Source organism: Pseudomonas muyukensis (assembly GCF_019139535.1).
In the GTDB taxonomy this organism is placed as follows: Bacteria; Pseudomonadota; Gammaproteobacteria; order Pseudomonadales; family Pseudomonadaceae; genus Aquipseudomonas; species Aquipseudomonas muyukensis.
In genome coordinates, this window is the sequence record NZ_CP077073.1 from 1,465,632 (window position 1) to 1,487,620 (window position 21,989).

The 21,989-nt window shown below is 65.7% G+C and carries 20 protein-coding genes; 6 read left to right on the top strand and 14 right to left on the bottom strand.

The window, feature by feature from the left end; genetic code table 11:
- Positions 1-110: 110 nt before the first annotated feature.
- The 10 genes from pgi to dksA form a co-directional block, all read right to left on the bottom strand.
- On the bottom strand, positions 111-1,775 hold the full coding sequence (gene pgi, locus KSS95_RS06595; RefSeq protein ID WP_217852677.1) for a glucose-6-phosphate isomerase: 1,665 nt from the start codon (positions 1,773-1,775) through the stop codon (positions 111-113).
- A gap of 259 nt (positions 1,776-2,034) precedes the next feature.
- Positions 2,035-2,898, bottom strand: coding sequence for a pantoate--beta-alanine ligase (panC, locus tag KSS95_RS06600; RefSeq protein WP_217852679.1), 864 nt, complete (start codon positions 2,896-2,898; stop codon positions 2,035-2,037).
- Entirely contained in the window at positions 2,895-3,695 is an 801-nt protein-coding gene (gene panB, locus KSS95_RS06605) for a 3-methyl-2-oxobutanoate hydroxymethyltransferase (protein WP_217852681.1), read from the bottom strand. Before panB ends, panC begins: the two co-directional genes overlap by 4 nt.
- A gap of 250 nt (positions 3,696-3,945) precedes the next feature.
- The gene (folK, locus tag KSS95_RS06610) at positions 3,946-4,425 is read right to left on the bottom strand and encodes a 2-amino-4-hydroxy-6-hydroxymethyldihydropteridine diphosphokinase (protein WP_217852683.1); all 480 of its coding nucleotides are present in this window, start codon (positions 4,423-4,425) and stop codon (positions 3,946-3,948) included.
- A 2-nt stretch (positions 4,426-4,427) separates the two neighbouring features.
- Positions 4,428-5,822 (bottom strand): polynucleotide adenylyltransferase PcnB, encoded by a 1,395-nt coding sequence (locus tag KSS95_RS06615; protein ID WP_217852685.1) that lies wholly within the window; start codon positions 5,820-5,822, stop codon positions 4,428-4,430.
- 747 nt (positions 5,823-6,569) lie between these two features.
- On the bottom strand, positions 6,570-8,009 hold the full coding sequence (locus KSS95_RS06620; protein ID WP_217852687.1) for a sigma-54-dependent transcriptional regulator: 1,440 nt from the start codon (positions 8,007-8,009) through the stop codon (positions 6,570-6,572).
- A gap of 4 nt (positions 8,010-8,013) precedes the next feature.
- Positions 8,014-10,989: a sensor histidine kinase gene (locus tag KSS95_RS06625; protein WP_217852689.1), complete on the bottom strand. Its 2,976-nt coding sequence runs from the start codon at positions 10,987-10,989 to the stop codon at positions 8,014-8,016.
- A complete protein-coding gene (locus KSS95_RS06630; RefSeq protein WP_003250005.1) occupies positions 10,973-11,149 on the bottom strand; it encodes a hypothetical protein in 177 nt (58 codons plus the stop codon). The genes KSS95_RS06625 and KSS95_RS06630 overlap by 17 nt, the downstream gene beginning before the upstream one ends.
- A 461-nt stretch (positions 11,150-11,610) precedes the next feature.
- Positions 11,611-12,498 carry a tRNA glutamyl-Q(34) synthetase GluQRS gene (gene gluQRS, locus KSS95_RS06635; protein ID WP_217852691.1) on the bottom strand — a complete coding sequence of 296 codons (888 nt, stop codon included), beginning with the start codon at positions 12,496-12,498 and terminating at the stop codon, positions 11,611-11,613.
- Positions 12,499-12,597: 99 nt separating this feature from the next.
- Positions 12,598-13,041, bottom strand: a complete 444-nt coding sequence (gene dksA, locus KSS95_RS06640) for an RNA polymerase-binding protein DksA (RefSeq protein ID WP_134691554.1) — start codon at positions 13,039-13,041, stop codon at positions 12,598-12,600.
- Between the two features lie 213 nt (positions 13,042-13,254).
- Between dksA and KSS95_RS06645 the strand changes: the two genes are divergently transcribed.
- Together KSS95_RS06645 and sfsA are read left to right on the top strand one after the other, a co-directional pair.
- Complete coding sequence (locus KSS95_RS06645; protein WP_217852693.1) at positions 13,255-14,427, top strand: pyridoxal phosphate-dependent aminotransferase; 1,173 nt, start codon at positions 13,255-13,257, stop codon at positions 14,425-14,427.
- A 2-nt stretch (positions 14,428-14,429) separates the two neighbouring features.
- The gene (gene sfsA / locus KSS95_RS06650; protein ID WP_217852695.1) at positions 14,430-15,143 is read left to right on the top strand and encodes a DNA/RNA nuclease SfsA; all 714 of its coding nucleotides are present in this window, start codon (positions 14,430-14,432) and stop codon (positions 15,141-15,143) included.
- Here sfsA and KSS95_RS06655 read toward each other — a convergent pair.
- Positions 15,133-15,450 carry a Rieske (2Fe-2S) protein gene (locus KSS95_RS06655; RefSeq protein ID WP_217852697.1) on the bottom strand — a complete coding sequence of 106 codons (318 nt, stop codon included), beginning with the start codon at positions 15,448-15,450 and terminating at the stop codon, positions 15,133-15,135. The two genes, sfsA and KSS95_RS06655, sit on opposite strands and share 11 nt — an antisense overlap.
- A 162-nt stretch (positions 15,451-15,612) precedes the next feature.
- Between KSS95_RS06655 and KSS95_RS06660 the strand changes: the two genes are divergently transcribed.
- Genes KSS95_RS06660 through KSS95_RS06675 form a run of 4 tightly spaced genes read left to right on the top strand, consistent with a single transcriptional unit; the run spans position 15,613 to position 19,204 of the window.
- Positions 15,613-16,497 carry a heme/hemin ABC transporter substrate-binding protein gene (locus tag KSS95_RS06660; RefSeq protein ID WP_217852699.1) on the top strand — a complete coding sequence of 295 codons (885 nt, stop codon included), beginning with the start codon at positions 15,613-15,615 and terminating at the stop codon, positions 16,495-16,497.
- 50 nt (positions 16,498-16,547) lie between these two features.
- Positions 16,548-17,531: a FecCD family ABC transporter permease gene (locus KSS95_RS06665; RefSeq protein WP_217853941.1), complete on the top strand. Its 984-nt coding sequence runs from the start codon at positions 16,548-16,550 to the stop codon at positions 17,529-17,531.
- The gene (locus KSS95_RS06670) at positions 17,531-18,298 is read left to right on the top strand and encodes a heme ABC transporter ATP-binding protein (protein WP_217852701.1); all 768 of its coding nucleotides are present in this window, start codon (positions 17,531-17,533) and stop codon (positions 18,296-18,298) included. Before KSS95_RS06665 ends, KSS95_RS06670 begins: the two co-directional genes overlap by 1 nt.
- 12 nt (positions 18,299-18,310) lie before the next feature.
- On the top strand, positions 18,311-19,204 hold the full coding sequence (locus KSS95_RS06675) for a ChaN family lipoprotein (protein ID WP_217852703.1): 894 nt from the start codon (positions 18,311-18,313) through the stop codon (positions 19,202-19,204).
- Positions 19,205-19,376: 172 nt separating this feature from the next.
- Here the strand turns inward: KSS95_RS06675 and KSS95_RS06680 are convergent, their stop codons facing one another.
- From KSS95_RS06680 to KSS95_RS06690, 3 genes are all read right to left on the bottom strand, one after another.
- Complete coding sequence (locus KSS95_RS06680) at positions 19,377-19,655, bottom strand: TfoX/Sxy family protein (RefSeq protein WP_217852705.1); 279 nt, start codon at positions 19,653-19,655, stop codon at positions 19,377-19,379.
- Between the two features lie 227 nt (positions 19,656-19,882).
- A complete protein-coding gene (locus KSS95_RS06685; RefSeq protein ID WP_217852707.1) occupies positions 19,883-20,230 on the bottom strand; it encodes a pentapeptide repeat-containing protein in 348 nt (115 codons plus the stop codon).
- A 100-nt stretch (positions 20,231-20,330) separates the two neighbouring features.
- Positions 20,331-21,893: a bifunctional aminoglycoside phosphotransferase/ATP-binding protein gene (locus KSS95_RS06690; RefSeq protein WP_217852709.1), complete on the bottom strand. Its 1,563-nt coding sequence runs from the start codon at positions 21,891-21,893 to the stop codon at positions 20,331-20,333.
- Positions 21,894-21,989 lie beyond the last annotated feature (96 nt).

The following is a 21,989-nucleotide window of genomic DNA, read 5'->3' on the forward strand; positions in this document are numbered from 1 at the left end:
TGTTAGGGGCGAGGGACTGCAACGGCTATTCGATGGACAGTGTAGTCAGAGGTGGTGTTCCTTGAGGATCACGCCGTTCGTGTGTAGGAGCGGCGGTGTGGCATCTGGCATCAGCCGCGGTGACGGCCGCGGAAGTAGTTGATCAGGCCCTGGGTCGAGCCATCCTCGGCGTTGTCTTCCTGGGCGCCGACCAGGCGCTGGTACACGCCCTTGCCCAGCTCCTTGCCCAGTTCCACGCCCCACTGGTCGAAGGCGTTGATGCCCCAGACCACGCTCTGCACGAAGACCTTGTGCTCGTACATCGCCACCAGCGCGCCGAGGCGGCGTGGGCTGATGCGCTCGACCACCAGGGTGTTGCTCGGGCGGTTGCCCGGGATCACCTTGTGCGGCGCCAGCTTGGCGATGTCGGCTTCGTTCAGGCCCTTGGCGCGCAGTTCGGCCTCGGCTTCCTCGAGGGTCTTGCCGAGCATCAGCGCCTGGCTCTGCGACAGGCAGTTGGCATACAGCCACTGGTGGTGGTCGGCGACCGGGTTGAAGCTCACCACCGGCACGATGAAGTCAGCCGGGATCAGCTGGGTGCCCTGGTGCAGCAACTGGTGGTAGGCATGCTGGCCATTGCAGCCGACGCCGCCCCAGATCACCGGGCCAGTATCGGTCTTCACCGGGGTGCCGTCGGTCAGCACGCTCTTGCCGTTGGACTCCATATCCAGCTGCTGCAGGTGCTTGGTGATGTTGCGCAGGTAGTGGTCGTACGGCAGGATCGCGTGGCTGCGCGCGCCCCAGAAGTTGCCGTACCACACCCCGAGCAGGGCCAGCAGCACCGGCATGTTCTTCTCGAACGGCGCGGTCTGGAAGTGCTGGTCCATGGTATAGGCGCCGGACAGCAGCTCCTTGAAGTTGGCGGTACCGATGGCCAGGGCGATCGGCAGGCCGATCGCCGACCACAGCGAGTAGCGCCCACCGACCCAATCCCACATCGGGAAGATGTTCTCTTCGCGGATGCCGAAGGCCACGGCCGCGGCCTTGTTGCTCGACACGGCGATGAAGTGGCGGTACAGCTCGGCCTCCGAGCCGCCCTGGGCCAGGTACCAGGTGCGCGCGGCCATGGCGTTCTTCAGGGTCTCGAGGGTGTTGAACGATTTCGACGAGACGATGAACAGGGTGGTTTCGGCACGCAGCTTGGCCGACAGCTCATGGAACTCGCTGCCGTCGATGTTGGCCAGGTAGTGGCAGCGCACGCCGCGCTGGGCGTAGGGCAGCAGGGCTTCGGACACCAGCTCCGGGCCGAGGAACGAGCCGCCGATGCCGATGTTGACCACGTCGGTGATCGGTTTTTCGCTATAGCCGCGCCACAGGCCGTCATGGATGCGCCCGACCAGTTCGGTGATCTGGTTGAGCACCTTGTGCACGTCGGGCATCACGTTGACGCCGTTGACGCTGAGCTTGTCGCCGACCGGGCGGCGCAGGGCGGTGTGCAGCACCGGGCGGCCTTCGGAGGCGTTGATGATCTCGCCGCTGAACATCGACTGGATGGCGGCTTCCAGGTCGACTTCCTTGGCCAGGTTCACCAGCAGCTCGCGGGTCTGCTCGGTGATCAGGTTTTTCGAGTAGTCGAGGAACAGGCCGCAGCTGCTCAAGGAGAACTGCTCGAAGCGCTTGCCGTCGGCGGCGAAGGCTTCGCGCATGCTGAAGCCCTGCATGGCGTCGCGGTGCTGTTGAAGCGCCTGCCAGGCGGGCAGTGCCGTCACATCGTGGGGGGTACGGTAATACGCCATTGCGGGTGGTTTCCTTGGTGCATGGTCAGGCTATGACACTGGCATTCGTTGCCAGTTGCAAGCCGCTCATTATAGGCATTGGGGACAAACCGGGAATGGGGTAGGCGGGTGGTGCGGATGAAAAATTGTCACCGGGGTGTTACCGCAATGGCCGGCAAACCGGCCACGGGATCCTGCGCGCACCGCGCAGGAGCCAGCCTTGCTGGCGAACCAGGCCATGCCGGTGTTCGCCGGCAAGCCGGCTCCTGCGGTAGCGCGATCAGACGGTCTGTTCCTGGACCTGCAGGTAGAGGTTGTCGATCAACCGGGTGTTACCCAGGTACGCCGCGGCGATCACCACCAGGTCACGGTCATCGACCTGCGCCGGGCGCAGCGTGAGCGCATGCCGCACCTCCAGGTAGTCCTTGCGCAACCCCGCCGCGTCCAGCTGCGCCTGGCCATCGGCGATCAGCGCCGCGAAGTCGCGCTGGCCACGGCGGATCGCTTCGGCCATGCCGCTCAGCACACGGTACAGCGCTGGGGCGGCGGCACGTTGCTCAGGGCTCAGGTAGCCATTGCGCGACGACAGCGCCAGGCCATCATCGGCGCGCACGGTCGGCTCGCCGATGATCTGGATCGGCATGTTCAGGTCACGCACCATGGCGCGGATCACCGCCAGTTGCTGGTAGTCCTTCTCGCCGAACACGGCAAGGTCTGGCTGGACCATGTTGAACAGCTTGCTGACCACCGTCGCCACGCCCTCGAAGTGGCCCGGGCGGCTGGCGCCGCACAGGCCTTCGGACAACTGCGGCACGCTGACCCGGGTCTGCACGGCCATGCCGTCGGGGTACATTTCTTCGACGCCGGGCGCGAACAGCAGGTGGCAGCCGGCCTGGAGCAGACGCTCCTGGTCGGCGGCGAGGGTGCGCGGGTACTTGTCCAGGTCCTCGCCGGCGCCAAACTGCAGCGGGTTGACAAAGATGCTGGCGACCACGAAGTCGGCGCGCTGCGCAGCCTTGGTCACCAGGGCGGCATGGCCCTGGTGCAGGTTGCCCATGGTCGGCACGAAGCCAATGCGCTTGCCCTCGCCACGGGCCCGCGCCACGGCGGCACGCAGTTCACGAACGGTCTTGACGGTATTCATGCGCTGAACCCATGTTCGCTGCCGGGGAAGCTGACGTCCTTGACCGCCTGCACATAGGCGGCAAGCGCGCTGTGGATATCTGCCTGGCCGGCCATGAAGTTCTTCACGAACTTCGGCACGCGACCGGTCAGCGACAAGCCGAGCATGTCGTGCAGCACCAGGACCTGGCCATCGGTGGCGCTGCCGGCGCCGATGCCGATCACCGGGATGCTCACCGCCTGGGTGATTTCCGCGGCCAGCTCGCTGGGCACGCATTCGAGCAGCAGCATGGCGGCGCCGGCCTGCTCCAGGGCGATGGCGTCGGCACGCATCTGCCGTGCCTGGGCTTCCTGGCGGCCCTGGACCTTGTAGCCACCGAGCACGTTGACGGTCTGCGGGGTCAGGCCCATGTGCGCGCACACCGGCACGCCACGCTCGGCCAGCAGGCGAATGGTCTCGCCCAGCCAGGCGGCACCTTCGATCTTGAGCATGTGCGCGCCGGCGCGCATCAGCTGGGCGGCGTTGAGGAACGCCTGCTCCGGGGTGGCGTGGGCCATGAATGGCAGGTCGGCGAGGATCAGCGCCCCATCGTTGCCGCGCTTGACGCAGGCGGTGTGGTAGGCCATGTCGTTGTTGCTGACCGGCAGCGTGCTGTCATGGCCTTGCAGGACCATGCCCAGGGAGTCGCCTACCAGCAGTACTTCAACGCCAGCCTGGCTCGCGGCCTTGGCGAAGGTCGCGTCATAGCAGGTCAGCATGGTGATCTTTTCACCCTTGGCCTTCAGGCCATGCAGGGTGGTGAGGGTTACTTCAGGCATGTAGGGGCATCCTCGTTCAGGCGCTGTGAAAGACAACTGCGTACAACGCGTGTATTCATCTTCCGGAGCGGCACATCATCGTCGGTGATGTTCGGGCACAGGTCGGTCCGGGCCTAAATGGGTGATTGCGGCAGAGTGGCGCCGCGGGACGCCTATAGTCGTGAGCGAGGTGGGGGAAGTCAACCAGCGGTGTTACCGCATTGTTACGGTCAGGGTGACACTGGCGTTACCGCCGTCTGGAACGCCCGAATTACAGGCGCTCCAGGCCGACGAACGGGCAGTCCTGAAGCAATTGCGCGAGGCTGCGACCGTCGGCGAGACGGAAGTCGGCCGGTACCAGCTCGGCCAGCGGGTAGAGCACGAAGGGGCGCGCCTGCATGTGGTAGTGGGGCACTTTCAGGCGTGGCACGTCGATGACCTGGTCACCGAACAGCAGCATGTCGAGGTCCAGTGTGCGTGGCCCCCAGCGTTCCTGGCGCACGCGGCCCTGGTCGTTCTCGATGCCTTGCAAGGCGTCGAGCAGCGCCAGTGGCGCCAGCGCCGTGTCGATGGCCGCCACGGCATTGGTGTAGCGCGGCTGGCCGGGCAGCAGCGAGTCGCTGGTGTACAGCGCCGACGCCGCCGCCAGGCGGGTGTCGGCGATCAGGTCGAGGGCCTGCAGGGCGCTGCGCAGTTGCTCGGCAGGCTCGTCGAGGTTACTGCCCAGGCCGATGAAGGCGCGGGTGGACATGCTCAATCCCACGCCTGGTCGTCTTCACGCTTGCGCTTGCTAGCGCTGCGTTTGCGCTTGCGTGGGCCGGCACTGCTGCTGGCGCCGTCGTCGCGGCTGCCCAGCTCGCGGATCATCTCGCGCCGTTGGCTGTCGTTGGCGTCCTGGTAGTCGGTCCACCATTGGCCCAGGCCATCGGTTTGCTCGCCGGCGCTTTCACGCAGCAGCAGGAAGTCATAGCCGGCGCGGAAGCGCGGGTTGTCCAGCATCACGTCGGCGCGCTTGCCGCTGCGGCGTGGCAGGCGCTCCTGCATGTCCCAGATCTCGCGGATCGGCAGGGTGAAGCGCTTGGGGATGGCGATGCGTTGGCACTGCTCGGCGATCAGGTCGTGGGCCGCGCCGTTCATGGCCGGGATCGGCGGCACGCCCTGGCTTTGCAGGTGCAGCACGCGGCCCGGCAGGGCTGGCCACAGCAAGGCGGCGAACAGGAAGGCCGGGGTCACCGGCTTGCCCTGCTTGACGCGCAGGTCGGTGTTGCTCAGGGCCTGGCTGATCAGGGTATGGGTGTAGGTCGGGCGCTCTTCCAGGGCGTGGCTGCTGGCCGGGAACAGCGGCTCGAACAGTTCCAGGTCGACCAGCATCTCGAAGGTGATCGCACCCTGCCCGTTGAGGAACAGCTTCAGGCTCTCTTCGAACAGCCGCGCCGGCGGGATGTCGCGCAGCATCGGTGCCAGCTGGCGAATCGGCTGCACGGTGTGCTTCTCGATGCCGAAGTCCAGCTTGGCGGCGAAACGCACGGCCCGCAGCATGCGCACCGGGTCTTCCTGGTAGCGCTGGGTCGGGTCGCCGATCAGGCGCAACAAGCGGTTGCGGATGTCGTGGACACCGTTGGCGTAGTCGAGAATGCGCTCGCTGACCGGGTCGTAGTACAGGGCGTTGATGGTGAAGTCACGGCGTTGCGCGTCTTCTTCCAGGGTGCCGTAGACGTTGTCGCGCAGGATGCGCCCGCTGGCATTGTGCGACGAACGGTGGCTGTCGGCCTGGTCTTCATCGGAATGCGGGGCACGGAAGGTGGCGACCTCGATGATCTCGCGACCGAAATGCACATGGACCAGCTTGAAGCGCCGGCCGATGATTCGGGCGTTGCGGAACTCCGCGCGGACCTGTTCGGGCGTCGCGCTGGTGGCGACGTCGAAGTCCTTGGGGTTGATGCCAAGCAACAGGTCGCGCACGCAGCCGCCGACCAGGTAGGCCTGGTAACCGGCCGACTGCAGGCGCTCGACGATGCCCACGGCATGACGGCTGAACTGGCTGCGTTGCAGCGAGTGCTGGCTCTTGTTGATCACTTCAGGCGTGGTGCGCCTGTGGTGCTGGCCACGAACGGGCGGGCGGAACGACTGGAACAGCTTCTTCAGCATGGGATGCACTGTTTGAAGGAATGTTCGGCCAAGGATAGGAGAATGGCCGCATGATGGGCGGGGATTCTAGCATTTACTCGGGGGATGGTGTAGGCGGTGTGCCAAGAGGCAATGCAGAAGGGAGAAACGACATGGGGAGCCTAAGCTCCCCATCAAGTCGTTGCGTGCTCTTATTGTTTTTTTATCGGGCTTCTTGTTTTTGTTGAGTGCCCTGTCCACGAAGCCTGAAGCTTGTGGACGACCCCCAAACCAGGGGTGAAGAGCAAACGGATTGCTTTGGTCGCCGAGTTGATGCTGACCTTGCGGTCCAATCAGTTCAGGTGCTGCTTTTAAGTGCAGTTTTTGTTGTTCTCTGCCTGATCGTGGGGCAAGCCCCAAACACAACGCCTCTCCAAAAGAATCAGTTAGCTGCGCCTCCGCCGTCTTGTTTTTATTGTGCGTGAGCCGTTTCGTCTTGTTCTTATTCTGAGTTGCAGTGCTTGTTATTGTTCTTGTACCAGAGATATAGCAGATGCCGTGCCAACTTTTGAAAACCCAATGAAACCGGGGGCTTCGGCGTTTCAGGGAGGGTTTGCCGCGGGGCAAATGTAGAAATTTCGTTACCGTACGCCTCGGGGGATGTTACGGCTGACAGGGTGGGTAACAGATTTTTGCGGTAACTGATGTGTTACCCCCAAACGACCGCGGGGCAAGCCTGCCCCCGCGCACTGTGGGAGCGGGCCTGCCCCGCGATGCATCCAGGCTGGATCAGTTGTCGCTGGTGACGTTGCTCTTGCGCCGCGGGATGCCCAGGCGCTGGCGGCGCTCCCACAGGCACTTGCGGCTGACGCCCAGCTTGCGCGCCAGTTCGGTCTCGGTCATGTGGTCCTGGTGTTCGAGCACGAAGTGCTGGAAGTAGTCTTCCAGCGACAGGTCCTCGGTCGGCTCGTGGCTGGCGCTGCTGGCACCGTTGCCAACCAGGGCCGGCAGGCTGTCGAGCACATCGTCGTCCAGGTCGCTCAGCTCGATGTCGATGCCCAGCAGGTCGGCGGAAATTTCCGCGCTCTCGCTGAGAATCACCGCACGCTCCACGGCGTTTTCCAGCTCGCGCACGTTACCTGGCCAGCTGTAGTGGCGGATGGCTTGCTCGGCCTCGCTGGAGAAATGCAGGTCGTCGCGACCGACCCGCGCGCTCTGGCGCGCGAGGAAGGCGTTGGCAATTTCGTTGACGTCGCTGCCACGCTCGCGCAGGGCTGGCAGCTTCAGGGCGATCACGTGCAGGCGGTAGTAGAGGTCTTCACGGAACTGCCCGGCCTTGGCCAGGTTCTTCAGGTCGCGGTGGGTCGCGGCGATCAGGCGCACATCGACCTTTTGCGACTGCACCGAGCCAACCCGGCGGATCTCGCCTTCCTGCAACACGCGCAGCAGACGGGCCTGGGCTTCCAGTGGCAGTTCGCCGATTTCGTCGAGGAACAGCGTACCGCCGTCGGCGGCCTCGACCAGGCCGGCGCGCCCGGCGCTGGCGCCGGTGAATGCGCCTTTTTCGTGGCCGAACAGTTCGGACTCGATCAGGGTTTCCGGGATCGCCGCGCAGTTCACCGAGATCATCGGCGCCTTGGCCCGGCGCGACAGGTTGTGCAGGGCGCGGGCGACCAGTTCCTTGCCGGTGCCCGACTCGCCCTGGATCAGCACATTGGAGTCGGTGGGCGCGACCTTGCGGATCTTCACGAACAGGTCCTGCATTGGCGCGCAGGAGCCGATGATGCCGATTTCGCCGTTGGCCGCGGCCGGTTTGTCGGCGCCAGCCTTGCCATTGGTGGTTCGCGCTTCGCTGGCGGGCGCCGCAGCCGGTGCGTTCTGGCGATCGCGCAGGATGCGCGCGACGGCCTGGAGCATCTCGTCGTGGTCGAACGGCTTGGCGATGTAGTCCACCGCGCCCATTTTCATCGAGTCCACCGCCGAGCGCAGGCTGGCGTAGCTGGTCATGATCAGCACCGGGGTGCCCTGGCCGAGCTTGATCAGCTCGGTGCCCGGGGCGCCAGGCAGGCGCAGGTCACTGACGATCAGGTCGAAGGTGGCAATGCTGAAGCGTTCCTGGGCTTCCTGCACCGAGCCGGCTTCGCTGACCTGGTACTGGTTCCGTTCGAGCAAGCGGCGCAAGGCCGAACGGATGATGGTTTCGTCTTCGACGATCAGAATGTGCGGCATTGATTCAATTCTCTCGACGGTCTCGAATTTCAGGGGACGTCGCTACGACATGCCGGGGCAGGGTCACGCGGATCCGGGTACCACGTTGGCGCTCGATGTCGGCCGGGCTGTCGATGGTGATTTGCCCATAATGCTCTTCCACGATCGAATAGACCAGAGCGAGCCCCAGTCCGGTGCCTTCGCCCGGGTCCTTGGTGGTGAAGAAGGGTTCGAAGAGGCGGTCCATGATGCTTTTCGGAATGCCGCTGCCTTCGTCCTCGACGATCAGGTCCACAGTGTGCTCGCTGCTTTCGCTGCGCACGCGCACGGCGCTGCCGGGGGGCGAGGCGTCGCGGGCATTGGAAAGCAGGTTGATCAACACCTGGGCCAGACGTTGCGGGTCGCCCTCGACCCAGTGTTGCGGGTCGCAGAGGTTGAAGAACTGTACTTCGAAATTGCGCCGGTTCAAGGCCAGCAGACCAATGGCGTCCTGCGCCACCTCGGCCAGGCACACCGGCTCTTCGCTGTTCTGCTGGCTGCCGCCGGCGTGGGCGAAGCTCATCAGCGACTGGACGATGCGCGACACGCGCTTGGTCTGCTCGAGGATCTGGCTGGACAGCTCGATCAGCTCGCCATCGCCCTCGCGTTCTTCGCGCAGGTTCTGCGCCAGGCAGGCGATGCCGGTGATCGGGTTGCCGATCTCGTGGGCCACGCCGGCGGCCAGGCGGCCGATGCTGGCCAGCCGCTCGGAGTGCACCAGCTTGTCTTCCAGGGCCTGGGTTTCGGTCAGGTCCTCGACCAGCAGCACCAGGCCGCTGTTGCCGGGGGCCAGCGGCTCGTCGATGGCCGCCTTGTGCAGGTTGAGCCAGCGAGGCTGGCCGTCGAGGGCCAGGCGTTGCTTGTGCAGGTGCTCGTCGGGCAGGTTGATGAAGCCTTGCAGCAGCCCGCGCCACGGTTCGGCGATGGTCACCAGGCGCGAGCCGACCACATGCTTGGCGGCGATCCCGGTGAGTTCTTCCATGGCCTTGTTCCACATCAGGATTTCCTGGTCCTTGGCCAGCGAGCAGACACCCATGGGCAGCTCTTGCAGGGTCTGGCGGTGGTAGCGGCGCAGGGCGTCGAGCTCGGCGGCAAGGCCGGTGAGGCGCGAGTGGTAGTCCTCGAGACGGCTTTCGATGAAGTGGATGTCCTCGGTGACGTAGTTCTCGTTGCCGGACTTGTAGGGCAGGAAGGTCTCGACCATGTCCTGGGCCACGCTTGGGCCCATCAGGCCGGAGAGGTTGGCCTCGATGCGGTCGCGCAGGCGGCGCAGGGCGTAGGGCCGGCGCTCGTCGAAGGGCAGGTAGAGGTCGCGCAGGGCTTGTTCGACTTCCTTCTGCGCGGCCTTGGCGCCCAGTGGCTTGGCCAGCTGGGTGGCGAACTCCTGGGGCGAGGCGGCGTGCAGTTCGCGGCGTTGTGGCCGGCGCACGTTGTCCACCGCGCAGGCCTCGGCGGCGCTGACCTCTTCGCTGCTGGCGTTGCTGAACAGCGAGATCAAGGTGAACAGCAACACGTTGGCCGCCAGCGAGGCGATGGCTGCCATGTGCCAGCTGGTGTCGTCCAGCACGTAGATCATGTCCAGCAACGGGATGTAGAAGCCCTGCAGGTTACCCAGCAGCGGCAGCAGCATGGTCACCATCCACACCAGGGTGCCCGCCAGCAGGCCGGCGATGAAACCGCGGCGGTTGGCGGTTGGCCAGTACAGCACCGAAAGCACGCCGGGCAGGAACTGCAAGGTGGCGACGAAGGCGACGATGCCCAGGTTGGCCAGGCTCTGGTGGTTGTTCTGGGTCAGGTAGAAGATGAATCCGGCGGTGATGATGGCGACGATCAGCGCGCGACGGGTCCATTTCAGCCAGCGGTAGATGTTGCCTTCGGCCGGCGGCTGGTACAGCGGCAGCACCAGGTGGTTCAGGGCCATGCCCGACAACGCCAGGGTGGTGACGATGATCAGCCCGCTGGCCGCCGACAGCCCGCCGACGTAGGCCAGCAGGGCCAGCGCCTCGTTGTTGGCGGCGATGCCCAGGCCCAGGGTGAAGTACTCGGGGTTGGTGCTGGCGCCCAGGCGCAGTCCGGCCCACAGCACCAGCGGCACGGCCAGGCTCATCAGCAGCAGGAACAGTGGCAGGCCCCAGCTGGCGCTGACCAGCGAGCGCGGGCTGAGGTTTTCGGTGAACGCCATGTGGTACATGTGCGGCATCACGATCGCCGAGGCGAAGAACACCAGCAGCAACGTGCGCCATGGGCCTTCCTGCAAGGGGGTGTGCAGGGCGGCGAGGGCGGTCTGGTTCTGCAGCAGCCACACTTCCAGGCCGTGGGGGCCGCCGAACACGCCGTACAGCGCGTACAGGCCGATCCCGCCCAGGGCCACCAGCTTGATCACCGACTCGAAGGCGATGGCGAACACCAGCCCCTCATGCTTCTCGCGGGTGGCGATATGGCGCGAGCCGAAGAAGATGGTGAACAGGATGATCAGCGCGCAGAAGGCGAACGCCACCCGCGCCTTGACCGGCTCGCCGGTGAGGATACTGATGGAGTCGGCCACCGCCTGGATCTGCAAGGCCAGCAACGGCAGCACGCCGATCAGCATGATCACCGTGGTCAGCGCGCCGGCCCAGGTGCTGCGAAAGCGAAACGCCAGCAGGTCGGCCAGTGACGACAGCTGGTAGGTGCGGGTGATCTTGAGGATCGGGTAGAGCAGTACCGGCGCCAGCAGGAAGGCGCCCGACACCCCCAGGTAACAGGCGAGGAAGCCGTAGCCGTACTGGTAGGCCAGGCCCACCGAGCCGTAGAAGGCCCAGGCACTGGCGTAGACGCCCAGCGACAGGGTGTAGGTCAGGGGGTGGCGAATGACTGCGCGCGGGATCAGCCCGCGTTCGCTGATCCAGGCCACGCCGAACAGCACCAGCAGGTAGGCGGCGCTGATCAGGATCATCTGGGTCAGGCTAAAGCTCATCGGCATCTCGTTGGCTCTGCAGGATGAAGGTGACGACGATCAGGATCAGCCAGAGCAGGTAGGGGCGGTACCAGGCTCCGGTCGGTTCGATCCACCAGTCCATGATGGCCGGGGAGAACAGGTAGATCCCCACGACCAGAAGCAGGACCAAACGATAGATGTACATGCTGGCCTCGAGGGTTGGGCGCTGCGGGTTTGGACTTATTATTGGCGCAAATGATGGCGGCGATGCTAGCGGGAATCGGTAGGGTTAGCCAAGGATTTGAATTTGTTGGGCTTTTGATTTCGTTGAAACACGAGGCTTGCGGTGTTGCGCGGTCCCTGTAGGCGCGGCCTTGTGTCGCGATGGGGCTGCGCAGCAGCCCCCGACGATGAGGCGTGATGCAAGGGGCCCGAGGCCGCTGCGCGCCCTTTTCGCGACACAAGGTCGCTCCTACAAGGGGCGCGCACCAGCAACACAGCAGGCGCTGAACGCTATGCCTGTAGGAGCGGCCTTGTGTCGCGATGGGGCGCGCAGCGGCCCCAGGGTTCTCAGGGTTGCCGCAGATATTGCCGGGGCTGCGTTGCAGCCCATCGCGACACAAGGCCGCTCCTACACTGATCGCGTTGGCCGGTCTGGCCTGGGCATTAGTGCAAATCAGCCTCAGGTACCGTCAACTGTCGCGCAATATGCTCTGGCTGCCAGTGCCGGCGCGCCACGGCCAGCACCTCGGCCGGGCTGGCATTCACCAGTGCCGGGTCAGTCCGCTGCCCCAGCGCGCGCAATGCCCTGAGCAGCAACGGCGTGGCCTGGTCGGCCTCCAGCGGCGGCGAACGGTACGACTTGCCCAGCTTGTGCCCGTCGGGCTGCACGATCAGCGGAATATGCAGGTAGCGCGGCTGCGAGAAGCCCAGCAGCTCCTGCAGGTACAGCTGGCGCGGGGTGTTGTCCAGCAGGTCGGCGCCGCGCACGATATCGGTGACGCCCTGCCAGGCATCGTCCAGTACCACGGCCAACTGGTAGGCATACAGCCCGTCGCGGCGCTGGATGACGAAGTCGCCCACCTCGCGGCCCAAGTGCTGTTCGAACGGGCCCTGGACGCGGTCGTTGAAACGGTAGATCAGCTCCGGCACCCGCAGGCGGATCGCCGCGCCTTCGCGGACGTGGCCGGCGTTGCGGCAAAAGCCGGGGTAGATGCCGTTGTGGCCTTCGAGCTGTTTGCGCGAGCAGGTGCAGGCGTAGGCCAGGCCCATGCTGAACAAACGCTCGACCACGGCGGCGTAGGCCTCGTGGCGCTGGCTCTGGAACACCACCTCGCCGTCCCACTCCAGGCCGTAGCGCTCCAGGGTCTGCAGGATCGCGTCGCGTGCCCCGGGCATTTCCCGGGGCGGGTCGGTGTCTTCCATGCGCAGCAACCAGCGGCCATCGACCGCGCGGGCGTCGAGCCAGGAGGCGAGGGCGGCCACCAGCGAGCCGAAATGCAGGAAACCGCTGGGGGTGGGGGCAAAGCGGCCGATGTAGCGGGAGTCGTTCATGGATTGCACAGCTATATAAATGAAGACGGGGCGTACCTATTGCAGGAGCGAGCAAGCCCGCCTCCACAACCAGTACGCCCCGTCTGCGAGGTTCTGGAATCAGCCTTTACCGACAGTCTTTTCCTTCTTCTCGGCAATTTCCTTGCAGTCGAAGCACAGGTCGGCGGTCGGGCGGGCTTCGAGGCGGCGCAGGCCGATCTCGATGCCGCAGGACTCGCACCAGCCGTATTCGTCGGCCTTGATCTTGTCGAGGGTCTTGTCGATCTTCTTGATCAGCTTGCGCTCGCGATCGCGGTTGCGCAGCTCCAGGGCGAACTCTTCCTCCTGGCTGGCACGGTCGGCCGGGTCGGGGAAGTTGGCTGCTTCGTCCTTCATGTGGTCCACGGTGCGATCCACACTGACCATCAGCTCGCCTTTCCAGGCATTGAGGAGCTTGGTGAAGTGTTTTTTCATGGGCTCGCCCATGTATTCCTCACCCTTGGTCTCTACGTAGGGCTCGACACCGTACATGGTCTGGACTTTTTGCTTTTCTACGGTGGACATGAATAGACCGCCTCTCACTCATCTGATCCAATGCGCAGGCTTGCTTCCATCTCCGGCGCCCGCCGGCCCTGCGACTGCGAGCCGCCGAACTTACCAGATAGATCCGGGGTGCGCTAGCCCGCGCTGTGCCTGCTATTGACAGCGGCGCGCGTGGCACGTTCGCTCCCGTGCGACGGTAGAATCAACAGTCTAGACCCAATTGAGAGAAGGCCCATGGCTCAGCCACACAGTGCGCGTAGTCGCGCCATCGAACCCTTCCACGTGATGGCCCTGCTGGCGCGCGCCAACGAGCTGCAGGCCGCAGGCCATGACGTGATCCATCTGGAGATCGGCGAGCCGGACTTCACCACCGCCGCGCCGATCGTCGCCGCCGGCCAAGCCGCATTGGCCGCCGGCCACACCCGCTACACCGCGGCCCGTGGCTTGCCGCAACTGCGCGAGGCGATCGCCGGGTTCTATGGCCAGCGCTACGGCGTCGACCTCGACCCCGAGCGGGTGTTGATCACCCCTGGCGGTTCCGGAGCCTTGCTGCTGGCCAGCAGCCTGTTGGTCGACCCGGGCAAGCACTGGCTGCTGGCCGACCCGGGCTACCCGTGCAACCGGCATTTCCTGCGCCTGGTCGAAGGCGGCGCGCAGTTGGTGCCGGTCGGGCCGGAGGTCAACTACCAGCTGACCGCCGACCTGGTCGAACGCCATTGGGACAAGGACACCGTCGGCGCCTTGGTGGCCTCGCCGGCCAACCCGACCGGCACGGTGCTCGACCGCGATGAGCTGGCCAGCTTGTCCAGGGCCACCCGCGAGCGCCATGGCCACCTGGTGGTGGACGAGATCTACCACGGCCTGACCTACGGCATGGACGCGCCCAGCGTGCTGGAAGTGGACGACCAGGCCTTTGTCCTGAACAGTTTTTCCAAATATTTCGGCATGACCGGCTGGCGCCTGGGTTGGCTGGTGGCGCCGCCGTCGGCGGTCGCCGACCTGGAGAAGCTGGCGCAGAACCTCTACATCAGTGCCCCGAGCATGGCCCAGCATGCCGCGTTGGCGTGTTTCGAGGCCGAGACCCTGGCGATCCTCGAAGCGCGTCGCGGCGAGTTCGCCCGGCGCCGCGACTACCTGCTGCCGGCCTTGCGCGCGCTGGGCTTCGGCATCGCCGTCGAGCCCCAGGGCGCCTTCTATCTGTATGCCGATATCAGCGCGTTTGGCGGCGATGCCTTCGCGTTCTGCCGGCATTTCCTCGAAACCGAGCACCTGGCCTTCACCCCGGGTCTGGACTTCGGCCGCCACCAGGCCGGGCACCATGTGCGCTTCGCCTACACCCAGAGCCTGCCGCGCCTGGAAGAGGCGGTGCAGCGTATTGCCCGTGGCTTGCAGAGCTGGCAGGGCTGAACATGTTGTTTCCCGTACTCGAACAAGCGCGCCTGCTGCGCCGCTACAAACGTTTCCTGGCCGATATCGAGCTGCCCAGTGGCGAGCAACTGACCATCCACTGCCCGAACACCGGGTCCATGCTCAACTGCATGCGCGAGGGCGGGCAGGTATGGTTCAGCCGCTCCAACGACCCCAAGCGCAAGCTGCCCGGCACCTGGGAGATCAGCGAGACGCCCCAGGGGCGGCTGGCCTGCGTCAACACCGGGCGGGCCAACGCCGTGGTCGAGGAGGCGCTGCGTGCCGGCGTCATCCGCGAGCTGGCCGGTTTCACCCTGCTCAAGCGTGAGGTGGCCTACGGCGAGGAGCGTAGCCGTATCGACTTCTATCTGGAGTTCGCCGATGGCTCCAAGGCTTATGTCGAGGTCAAGAGCGTGACCCTGGGCTACCCCGATACACCCGTGGCGGCCTTCCCCGATGCCGTTACCCAGCGTGGCGCCAAGCACCTGCGCGAGCTGGCTGCACTGGCCCGCCAAGGCATCCGCGCGGTGCAGTTGTACTGCGTGAACCTCACCGGCATCGAGGCCGTGCGCCCGGCGCAGGAAATCGACGCGGCCTACGCCCAGGCCTTGCGCGCCGCCGTAGCGCAGGGGGTCGAGGTGCTCGCCTACGGCACGCGCCTGGATGCCCGGCAACTGGTGCTCGACCGCCCCTTGCCGGTGTTGCTCAGCCCCTGAGCCAGATACCCTGGCTGTCTTCCCGGCAGTCCAGGGCCTCCAGCCATTGGCCCTCGCACGGGCCGGCCACGCATTCGCCACTTTCTATAAGGAACAATGCCCCGTGATGGGCGCAGTGGATCAAGCTCGCGCTGTCGTCGAGAAAGCGGTCCGCTGCCCAGTTAAGCGGGATGCCGCGGTGCGGGCAGCGATTGCGGTACAGGTGGACCTTGCCCTGGCGGCGTACGCCGAACAGCGGCTCACCCGCTACGCTGAAGGCGCGGCTGTGGCCTTCGGCGAGGTCGCTGGAGGCGCAGAGAAAATGCATGGGCGGGGCTTCTTCCGGTCAAGTCGTGTGACAAAGGGATGGCTTGACGCTTCAATGCGAATAATTATCAAATTGCCCGCATGCGTCGCGCCAGGCTGTCTATGGTGCGCAACTGCGCCGTCGGCCACAAGGCATGCGGCTCGCCTTCTGTAAAGGAACCCGATGATGCGCCGTCCCGTTGCCTTGATCGCCTTGTGCGCCGGCCTAGCCTTGACTACCCAGGCCCTGGCCACCGAACTGCCGCAGCGCTGGGTCAGTGCCGGTGGCGCCCTCAGCGAGTGGATCAGCGCCCTGGGTGGCGAGCCGCGCTTGGTCGGTGTCGATACCACCAGCCAGCACCCCGAGTCGCTCAAGGCGCTGCCGAGCATCGGCTACCAGCGCCAGCTGTCGGCCGAGGGCGTGCTCAGCCTGCGCCCGGATGTGCTGGTGGGCACCGAGGAAATGGGGCCACCACCGGTGCTGGCGCAGATCCGCAAGGCCGGCGTGCGCGTCGAGCTGTTCTCCAGCAAGGCCGAGCTGGGTGCGGTGGAGGACAACCTCAAGCACCTCGGCGCGCTGCTGGGCAATGAACAGAAGGCCAGCGAACTGGCCGGCGACTATCGCCAGCGGCTGGAGCAGTTGCACAAGCAGGTCGCACAAGCCCAGGCCGGGCAGCAGGCGCCGGGCGTGCTGCTGCTGGTCGGGCATGCCGGTGCCAAGCCGATGATCGCCGGGCAGGGCACCGCGGGTGACTGGCTGCTACGCCAGGCCGGTGGTCGCAACCTGGCCGAGCATCAGGGCTACAAGAACTTCTCGGTAGAGGCCCTGGCCGCGTTGAACCCCGATGTGCTGGTGTTCTCCGACCGTGCCCTCAGCGGCGAGCAGGCGTTGCAGGCGCTGCTCAAGGAAAACCCGGCCCTGGCGGCCTCGCGGGCGGTGCGTGAGCAGCGCCTGGTGTCGCTCGACCCGACGCTGTTGGTCGGTGGCCTGGGCCCGCGCCTGCCGGTCACGTTGCAGGAGCTGGCCGGCAGCTTCTATCCCGCGGCCAAGGCGCGCCTCAAGCCATGAGGCAGCGGGTCCAGCCGCGCACGCTGTTCATTGTCCTGGCCGTGCTGTGCCTGTTGGCGGTCTGGCTGTCGCTGGCGCTGGGGCCGGTCAGCCTGCCGCTGTTCGATACCCTGCGCGCCGGCATGCGGCTGTTCGGCCTGCCGCTGGCGGCCGATGGCCTGGAGCAGGCCGAACTGATCCTGGGGCAGATTCGCCTGCCGCGCACCTTGCTGGGCCTGGCGGTTGGCGCGGTGCTGGCGCTTTCGGGCGTGGCGATGCAGGGGTTGTTCCGCAACCCGCTGGCCGACCCGGGGCTGGTGGGGGTGGCCAGCGGCGCGGCGCTGGGTGCGGCGCTGGCGATCGTCGGTGGCAGTTGGCTGGGGGGGATCCCCGAATGGTTCGCGCCTTACGTGCTGTCGCTCTGTGCCTTCGTCGGCGGCCTGGGGGTGACGGCGCTGGTCTATCGCCTGGGGCGGCGCGACGGGCAGACCAACGTGGCGACCATGCTGCTGGCCGGTATTGCCATGACCGCCCTGGGGGGCTCGGCGGTGGGGCTGTTCACCTACCTCGCCGACGACGCCACCCTGCGTACTCTGACCTTCTGGAACCTGGGCAGCCTCAACGGCGCCAGCTACGAGCGGCTATGGCCATTGCTGCTGGTGGCGGCGGCGGTAGCGCTATGGTTGCCGCGCAGGGCCCAGGCGCTCAACGCCTTGCTGCTGGGTGAGTCGGAGGCGCGCCACCTGGGTATCGAAGTGGAGGCGCTCAAGCGCGAACTGGTGTTCTGCACCGCCCTGGGTGTCGGCGCGGCAGTGGCCGCCGCCGGGTTGATCGGCTTCATCGGCCTGGTGGTGCCGCACCTGGTGCGGCTGGTGGCCGGGCCAGACCACCGGGTGCTGCTGCCCGCCTCGTTGCTGGCCGGCGGCACGCTGCTGCTGTTCGCCGACCTGATCGCGCGCCTGGCGCTGGCCCCGGCAGAGCTGCCAATCGGCATCGTCACGGCCTTCATCGGTGCGCCGTTCTTCCTGTTCCTGCTGGTGAAGGTGCGCAACTGATGCTCGATGTTCAAGGCCTGTCTCTTGTGCGCGGCGGCACTGAAGTACTGCGCGATATCAACCTGGCCTTGAGGCCTGGGCAGATCCTTGGCGTGCTCGGGCCCAATGGCGCAGGCAAGAGCAGCTTGCTTGGCGCGCTGTGTGGTGAGTTGGCCCCCGCTGCCGGGCGTGTGCAGCTCGATGGGCGCGCGCTGCACGAGTGGACCGGGCAGCAGCGTGCCCGGCGCCTGGCGGTATTGCCGCAGGCCTCCAGCCTAGGGTTCGCCTTCAGTGTCGAGGAGGTGGTCGGCCTGGGCCGTCTGCCCCATGCCAGTGGCCGCCAGCGCGACGGCGAGATCGTTGCCGCAGCGCTGGCGGCGGCAGACGCCCAGCACCTGGTGGCGCGCAGCTACCTGGCGCTGTCCGGTGGCGAGCGCCAGCGTGTGCACCTGGCCCGCGTGCTGGCCCAGCTGTGGCCGGGCGAGGCCGGTACCACGCTGTTGCTCGACGAGCCAACCTCCGCGCTCGACCCGTTGCACCAGCACACTACCCTGCAAGCCGTGCGCGACTTCGCCGACCGTGGCGCGGCAGTGCTGGTGATCCTGCATGACCTCAACCTGGCGGCGCGCTACTGTGACCATATCCTGCTGCTGGAGCAGGGCCGTTGCCATGCGCTGGATACCCCCGAACAGGTGTTGACTCCGGTGGCGCTGCGCGCGGTGTTCGGTATCGATGTGCTGGTGCAAGCGCACCCGGAGCGCGGCCATCCGCTGATCATCACTCGCTAGGAGCCATTCGCCATGCGCCATCCCTTGTTGTCCGGCTTGTCCATCTGCCTGGCGCTGGCGCTCGGCGGTTGCCAGGCAAGTCTGCCACCCGTGCCGGCCTGGCAGGGTAGCGAGGGCCGCGACAACGTCCAGTTGGGGCAGATCATCGAATTGTCCAGCGGCCAGGCATTGAGCCCCGGGCAACTGGTCCAGCGCCTGGCCGATGCGCCACGGGTGCTGGTGGGTGAAAAGCACGACAACCCCGACCACCACCGCCTGCAGCTCTGGTTGCTGCGCGCCCTGGAGAGCCGCCGGCCGCAGGGCAGCCTGCTGCTGGAAATGCTCGAGCCGCAGCAGCAGGCCCTGGTCGATGCGCAGAAAGGTAGGGCATCGCCGGTAGCCGACCTGCCCAAGGCACTCAACTGGCAACCAGGCTGGGATTGGGCGCTGTACGGGCCGATCGTTCGGGAAGCCTTGGGCCAACCTTATCTTCTGCTGGCGGCGAACTTGTCACCCGATGAAGTCCGTCAGGCCTATCGCCAGCCAGCGACTCCGCCGGGCGAGCGCTCCAATACGCCGACCGTGGTACAGGCGCTGCTGGCACAGGTGCGCGCCGGCCACTGCAACCTGCTGCCGCAAAGCCAGCTGCCGGCGATGCTGGCGGTGCAGCAGCAGCGCGACCGACGTATCGCCGAGCGGCTGCTGGCCGCGCCGCAACCGGCATTGCTGCTTACCGGCAGCTACCATGCGCGCAAGGACCTGGGCGTCCCCCTGCACCTGGCCGATCTTGATGCCACGGCCGAGGGCAAGGTGCTGTTGCTGACTGAGGTGGGGGAGGCGGTCGAGCCGGGCATGGCCGACTATGTCTGGTACACCCCGGCGACACCGGAGCAGGACTACTGCGCCCAACTGCGCAAGGCACACTGAATCGCGGGCAAAAAAAGACCCGGCAAAGTGCCGGGTCAATAACCGTGATTAGCCTGATGAGGAGATAATCTGAGCGTCCGAACCAGGGAGCATTCAGTTTATCCAACCAGTCTCGCGACCAGTTGTGATAATCATAACGATTCTCATTTCGCAGTCAATGCCTTTTGCCAATTTATTTTTCGTTCTTCTGTGGCAGGCACTTGGCATCGAGTTGTTGGTTGAGCGCCTGCTTGCGTTCGGCAGGCAGGTCGTTCCAGTGCATGTCCAGCAGGGCGCCCTCGATGGCGTACAACAACACCTTCGAAGCCCGGAAGCCCCGCGTTCTCACCGCCTGGTAGGCACCCACCGCGCCGAGCCGGCGCAAGTCCGATGCACTGTGGATCCCGACAGCGTGCAGCCATTGCGCGGAGGTCTTGCCAAGGTTTTTCAGATGCTGCAATTCATCGTTCATCGAGCCTCCTTGCGATGGCTGAACGGGTCTTGTGGATAAATCGCGAGCAGGTCAGTGAGGAGTGTAGCGGGGCTTGGCAATTACGCGGCCTTTTGCCATACGCCGCCGACAGGCTGCCAGCGGTACGTACTGTAGGAGCCAGCGTTGCTGGCGAACCCGCCGCCCCGCTGACGATTAGTCGAGAAACGGTTCGCCAGCAACGCTGGCTCCTACAGGCAAGGTCGGGGTCAGCGGGTGGTGCGATAGCGCATGCGTGTGCCGAATTTCACCGACATCAGGATCTCGTCGGCGCTCAGTTCGGCGGGGAAGTAGGTTCCGGAAATCTGCGCATGGGCCAGGCTCGCGCCTTCCAGGCCGTTCTCGCGCAGGTCCAGGCCACGCAGGTCGGCAGCGCGGAAGTAGGCGTCGGTGAAGTCGATGCCCCGCACATCCAGGGCGCGCAGGTCGAGGCCGCGGAAATCGCCACCGCGAAAATCAATGGAGGGGTGCGCGGCCTTGACCCGGTTGAACTCGGCGATCTTCTCGTCGCGGACCAGGGTGAAAAGCACGTTGTCCAGCTGACGGGGTTGATTCATGGCGGCGCCTCCTCCGTGGGGTGTGATGATATTGTAATGACATCACTGGAGGGGCGCCGGACTTCAGGCGTGAACTGTCGACTGCTTCACGCCTTGTGGCTCAAAGGCCGGGCAGGTGCTGGCGGATCTGCTCGATCAGTTGGTCCATGCTGGCGCTTTCCTGGGTGTTCACGCGCTTGCTGTGCTTCTGCTCCTCGGCATCCAGCGGGTCGCGGCTGGCCTGCTGTGCCTGGATCACTTCCAGGGTGGCGTCCGAAGGGTCGATGGCTTCGGCCTGGCGCTGGGCCAGCCAGCTGGCGATCACCGCGTCAGGGGCCTGGCAGTCGAGAATCAGGAACGGCACGCCGGTCTCGCTGGCGACGTCCGCCGCTGCCTTGCGCTGCTCATGCTTGAGGTAGGTGGCGTCGAGCACCACCGGGAACCCGGCATGCAGGATGATCTCTGCCAGCTCGTGCAGGCGCTGGTAGGTGGCAGCGCTGGCCTGCTTGTCGTAGATGCCGGCCTCCAGATGATCGGCATCGGCCGCCGATTGCTTGCCAAACAGGCGCTTGCGCTCCACGTCCGAACGCACGCGCACCGCGCCCAACGCCTCGACCAGGCGCATCGCCACATGGCTCTTGCCCACGGCCGAGACGCCCTGGGTGATCGCCAGCAGCCGCGAGGGGATGGCGCTGTAGCTTTCGGCCAGGTTGGCGTAGTTGCGGTAGGTGCGCAGGGTGGTGGCGCGCTGCACGCCATCGGCGTCCGGCGCCAGGCTGAACAGCGCGACCTTGGCCCGTACCAGGGCGCGATAAGCCTTGTAGAAGTTCAGCAGCTCCAGGCCCTTGTAGTCGCCGGTCAGTTCCAGGTACTGGCTGATGAACCGCCGCGACAGGCACTTCAGGCCACGGTCCTCGAGGTCCATGGCCAAGAAGCCGACATCGGCATAGACGTCGGTCAGGCGGAACGGTTCGTTGAACTCGATGCAGTCGAAGATCACCACCTTGCCGTCGATCAGGGTGGCGTTGCCCAGGTGGATATCGCCATGGCATTCACGAATGAAGCCCTCGGCCTTGCGCGCCTCGAGCAGGCCGTGCAGGCGCTTGAAGCTGTCCTGGGCCCAGGCCTGCAGGTTGTCCAGCTGCTGCAGGTCGGCCTTGTCGGTGAGGAACGGGCGGATCTGCTCGAAGTTCTGCTCCACCGGCGCCATCACCGCATCCGGGGTGCCCAGTGGGTGGTCGACCGGCACTTGCGGCGCCTGCAGGTGGAACTCGGCGATCTGCCGGGCCATCTGGTCGATGTGCTCGGCGTTCAGTTCGCCGTTGGCCTGCAGGGTGCTGAGCATCTGGCCCTGGGGGAACTGGCGCATCTTCAGGGCGTACTCGATAGGCGCCCCCTCGCCGCCCAGCACCGGCGCCTCGGCGCTGCCGGTAATCGGCAGCACTTCCAGGTACAAGCCTTCGGTCAGGCGCTGGTTCAGGCGCAGCTCTTCGTTACAAAAATGTCCGCGCTGGTCGAGGCCGGTGAAGTCGAGGAAACCGAAGTTCATCGGCTTCTTGATCTTGTAGGCGTAATCGCCCGTGAGCAAAACCCAGGAGATGTGCGTCTCGATGAGCTGGAAGCCCGCGACGGGGTGCGGATAGAGGGCGGGGTTCTGCAGCGCGCTGATCAGGGCTTGGCTCACGGATCATCCTTTAATGGGTAAGGGAATTCGAATCGGACATTATGGTCAATGGTGCCGTCCCTGCAAACCGCCGAGGGGCGCCTGCCCCCCTTTTCC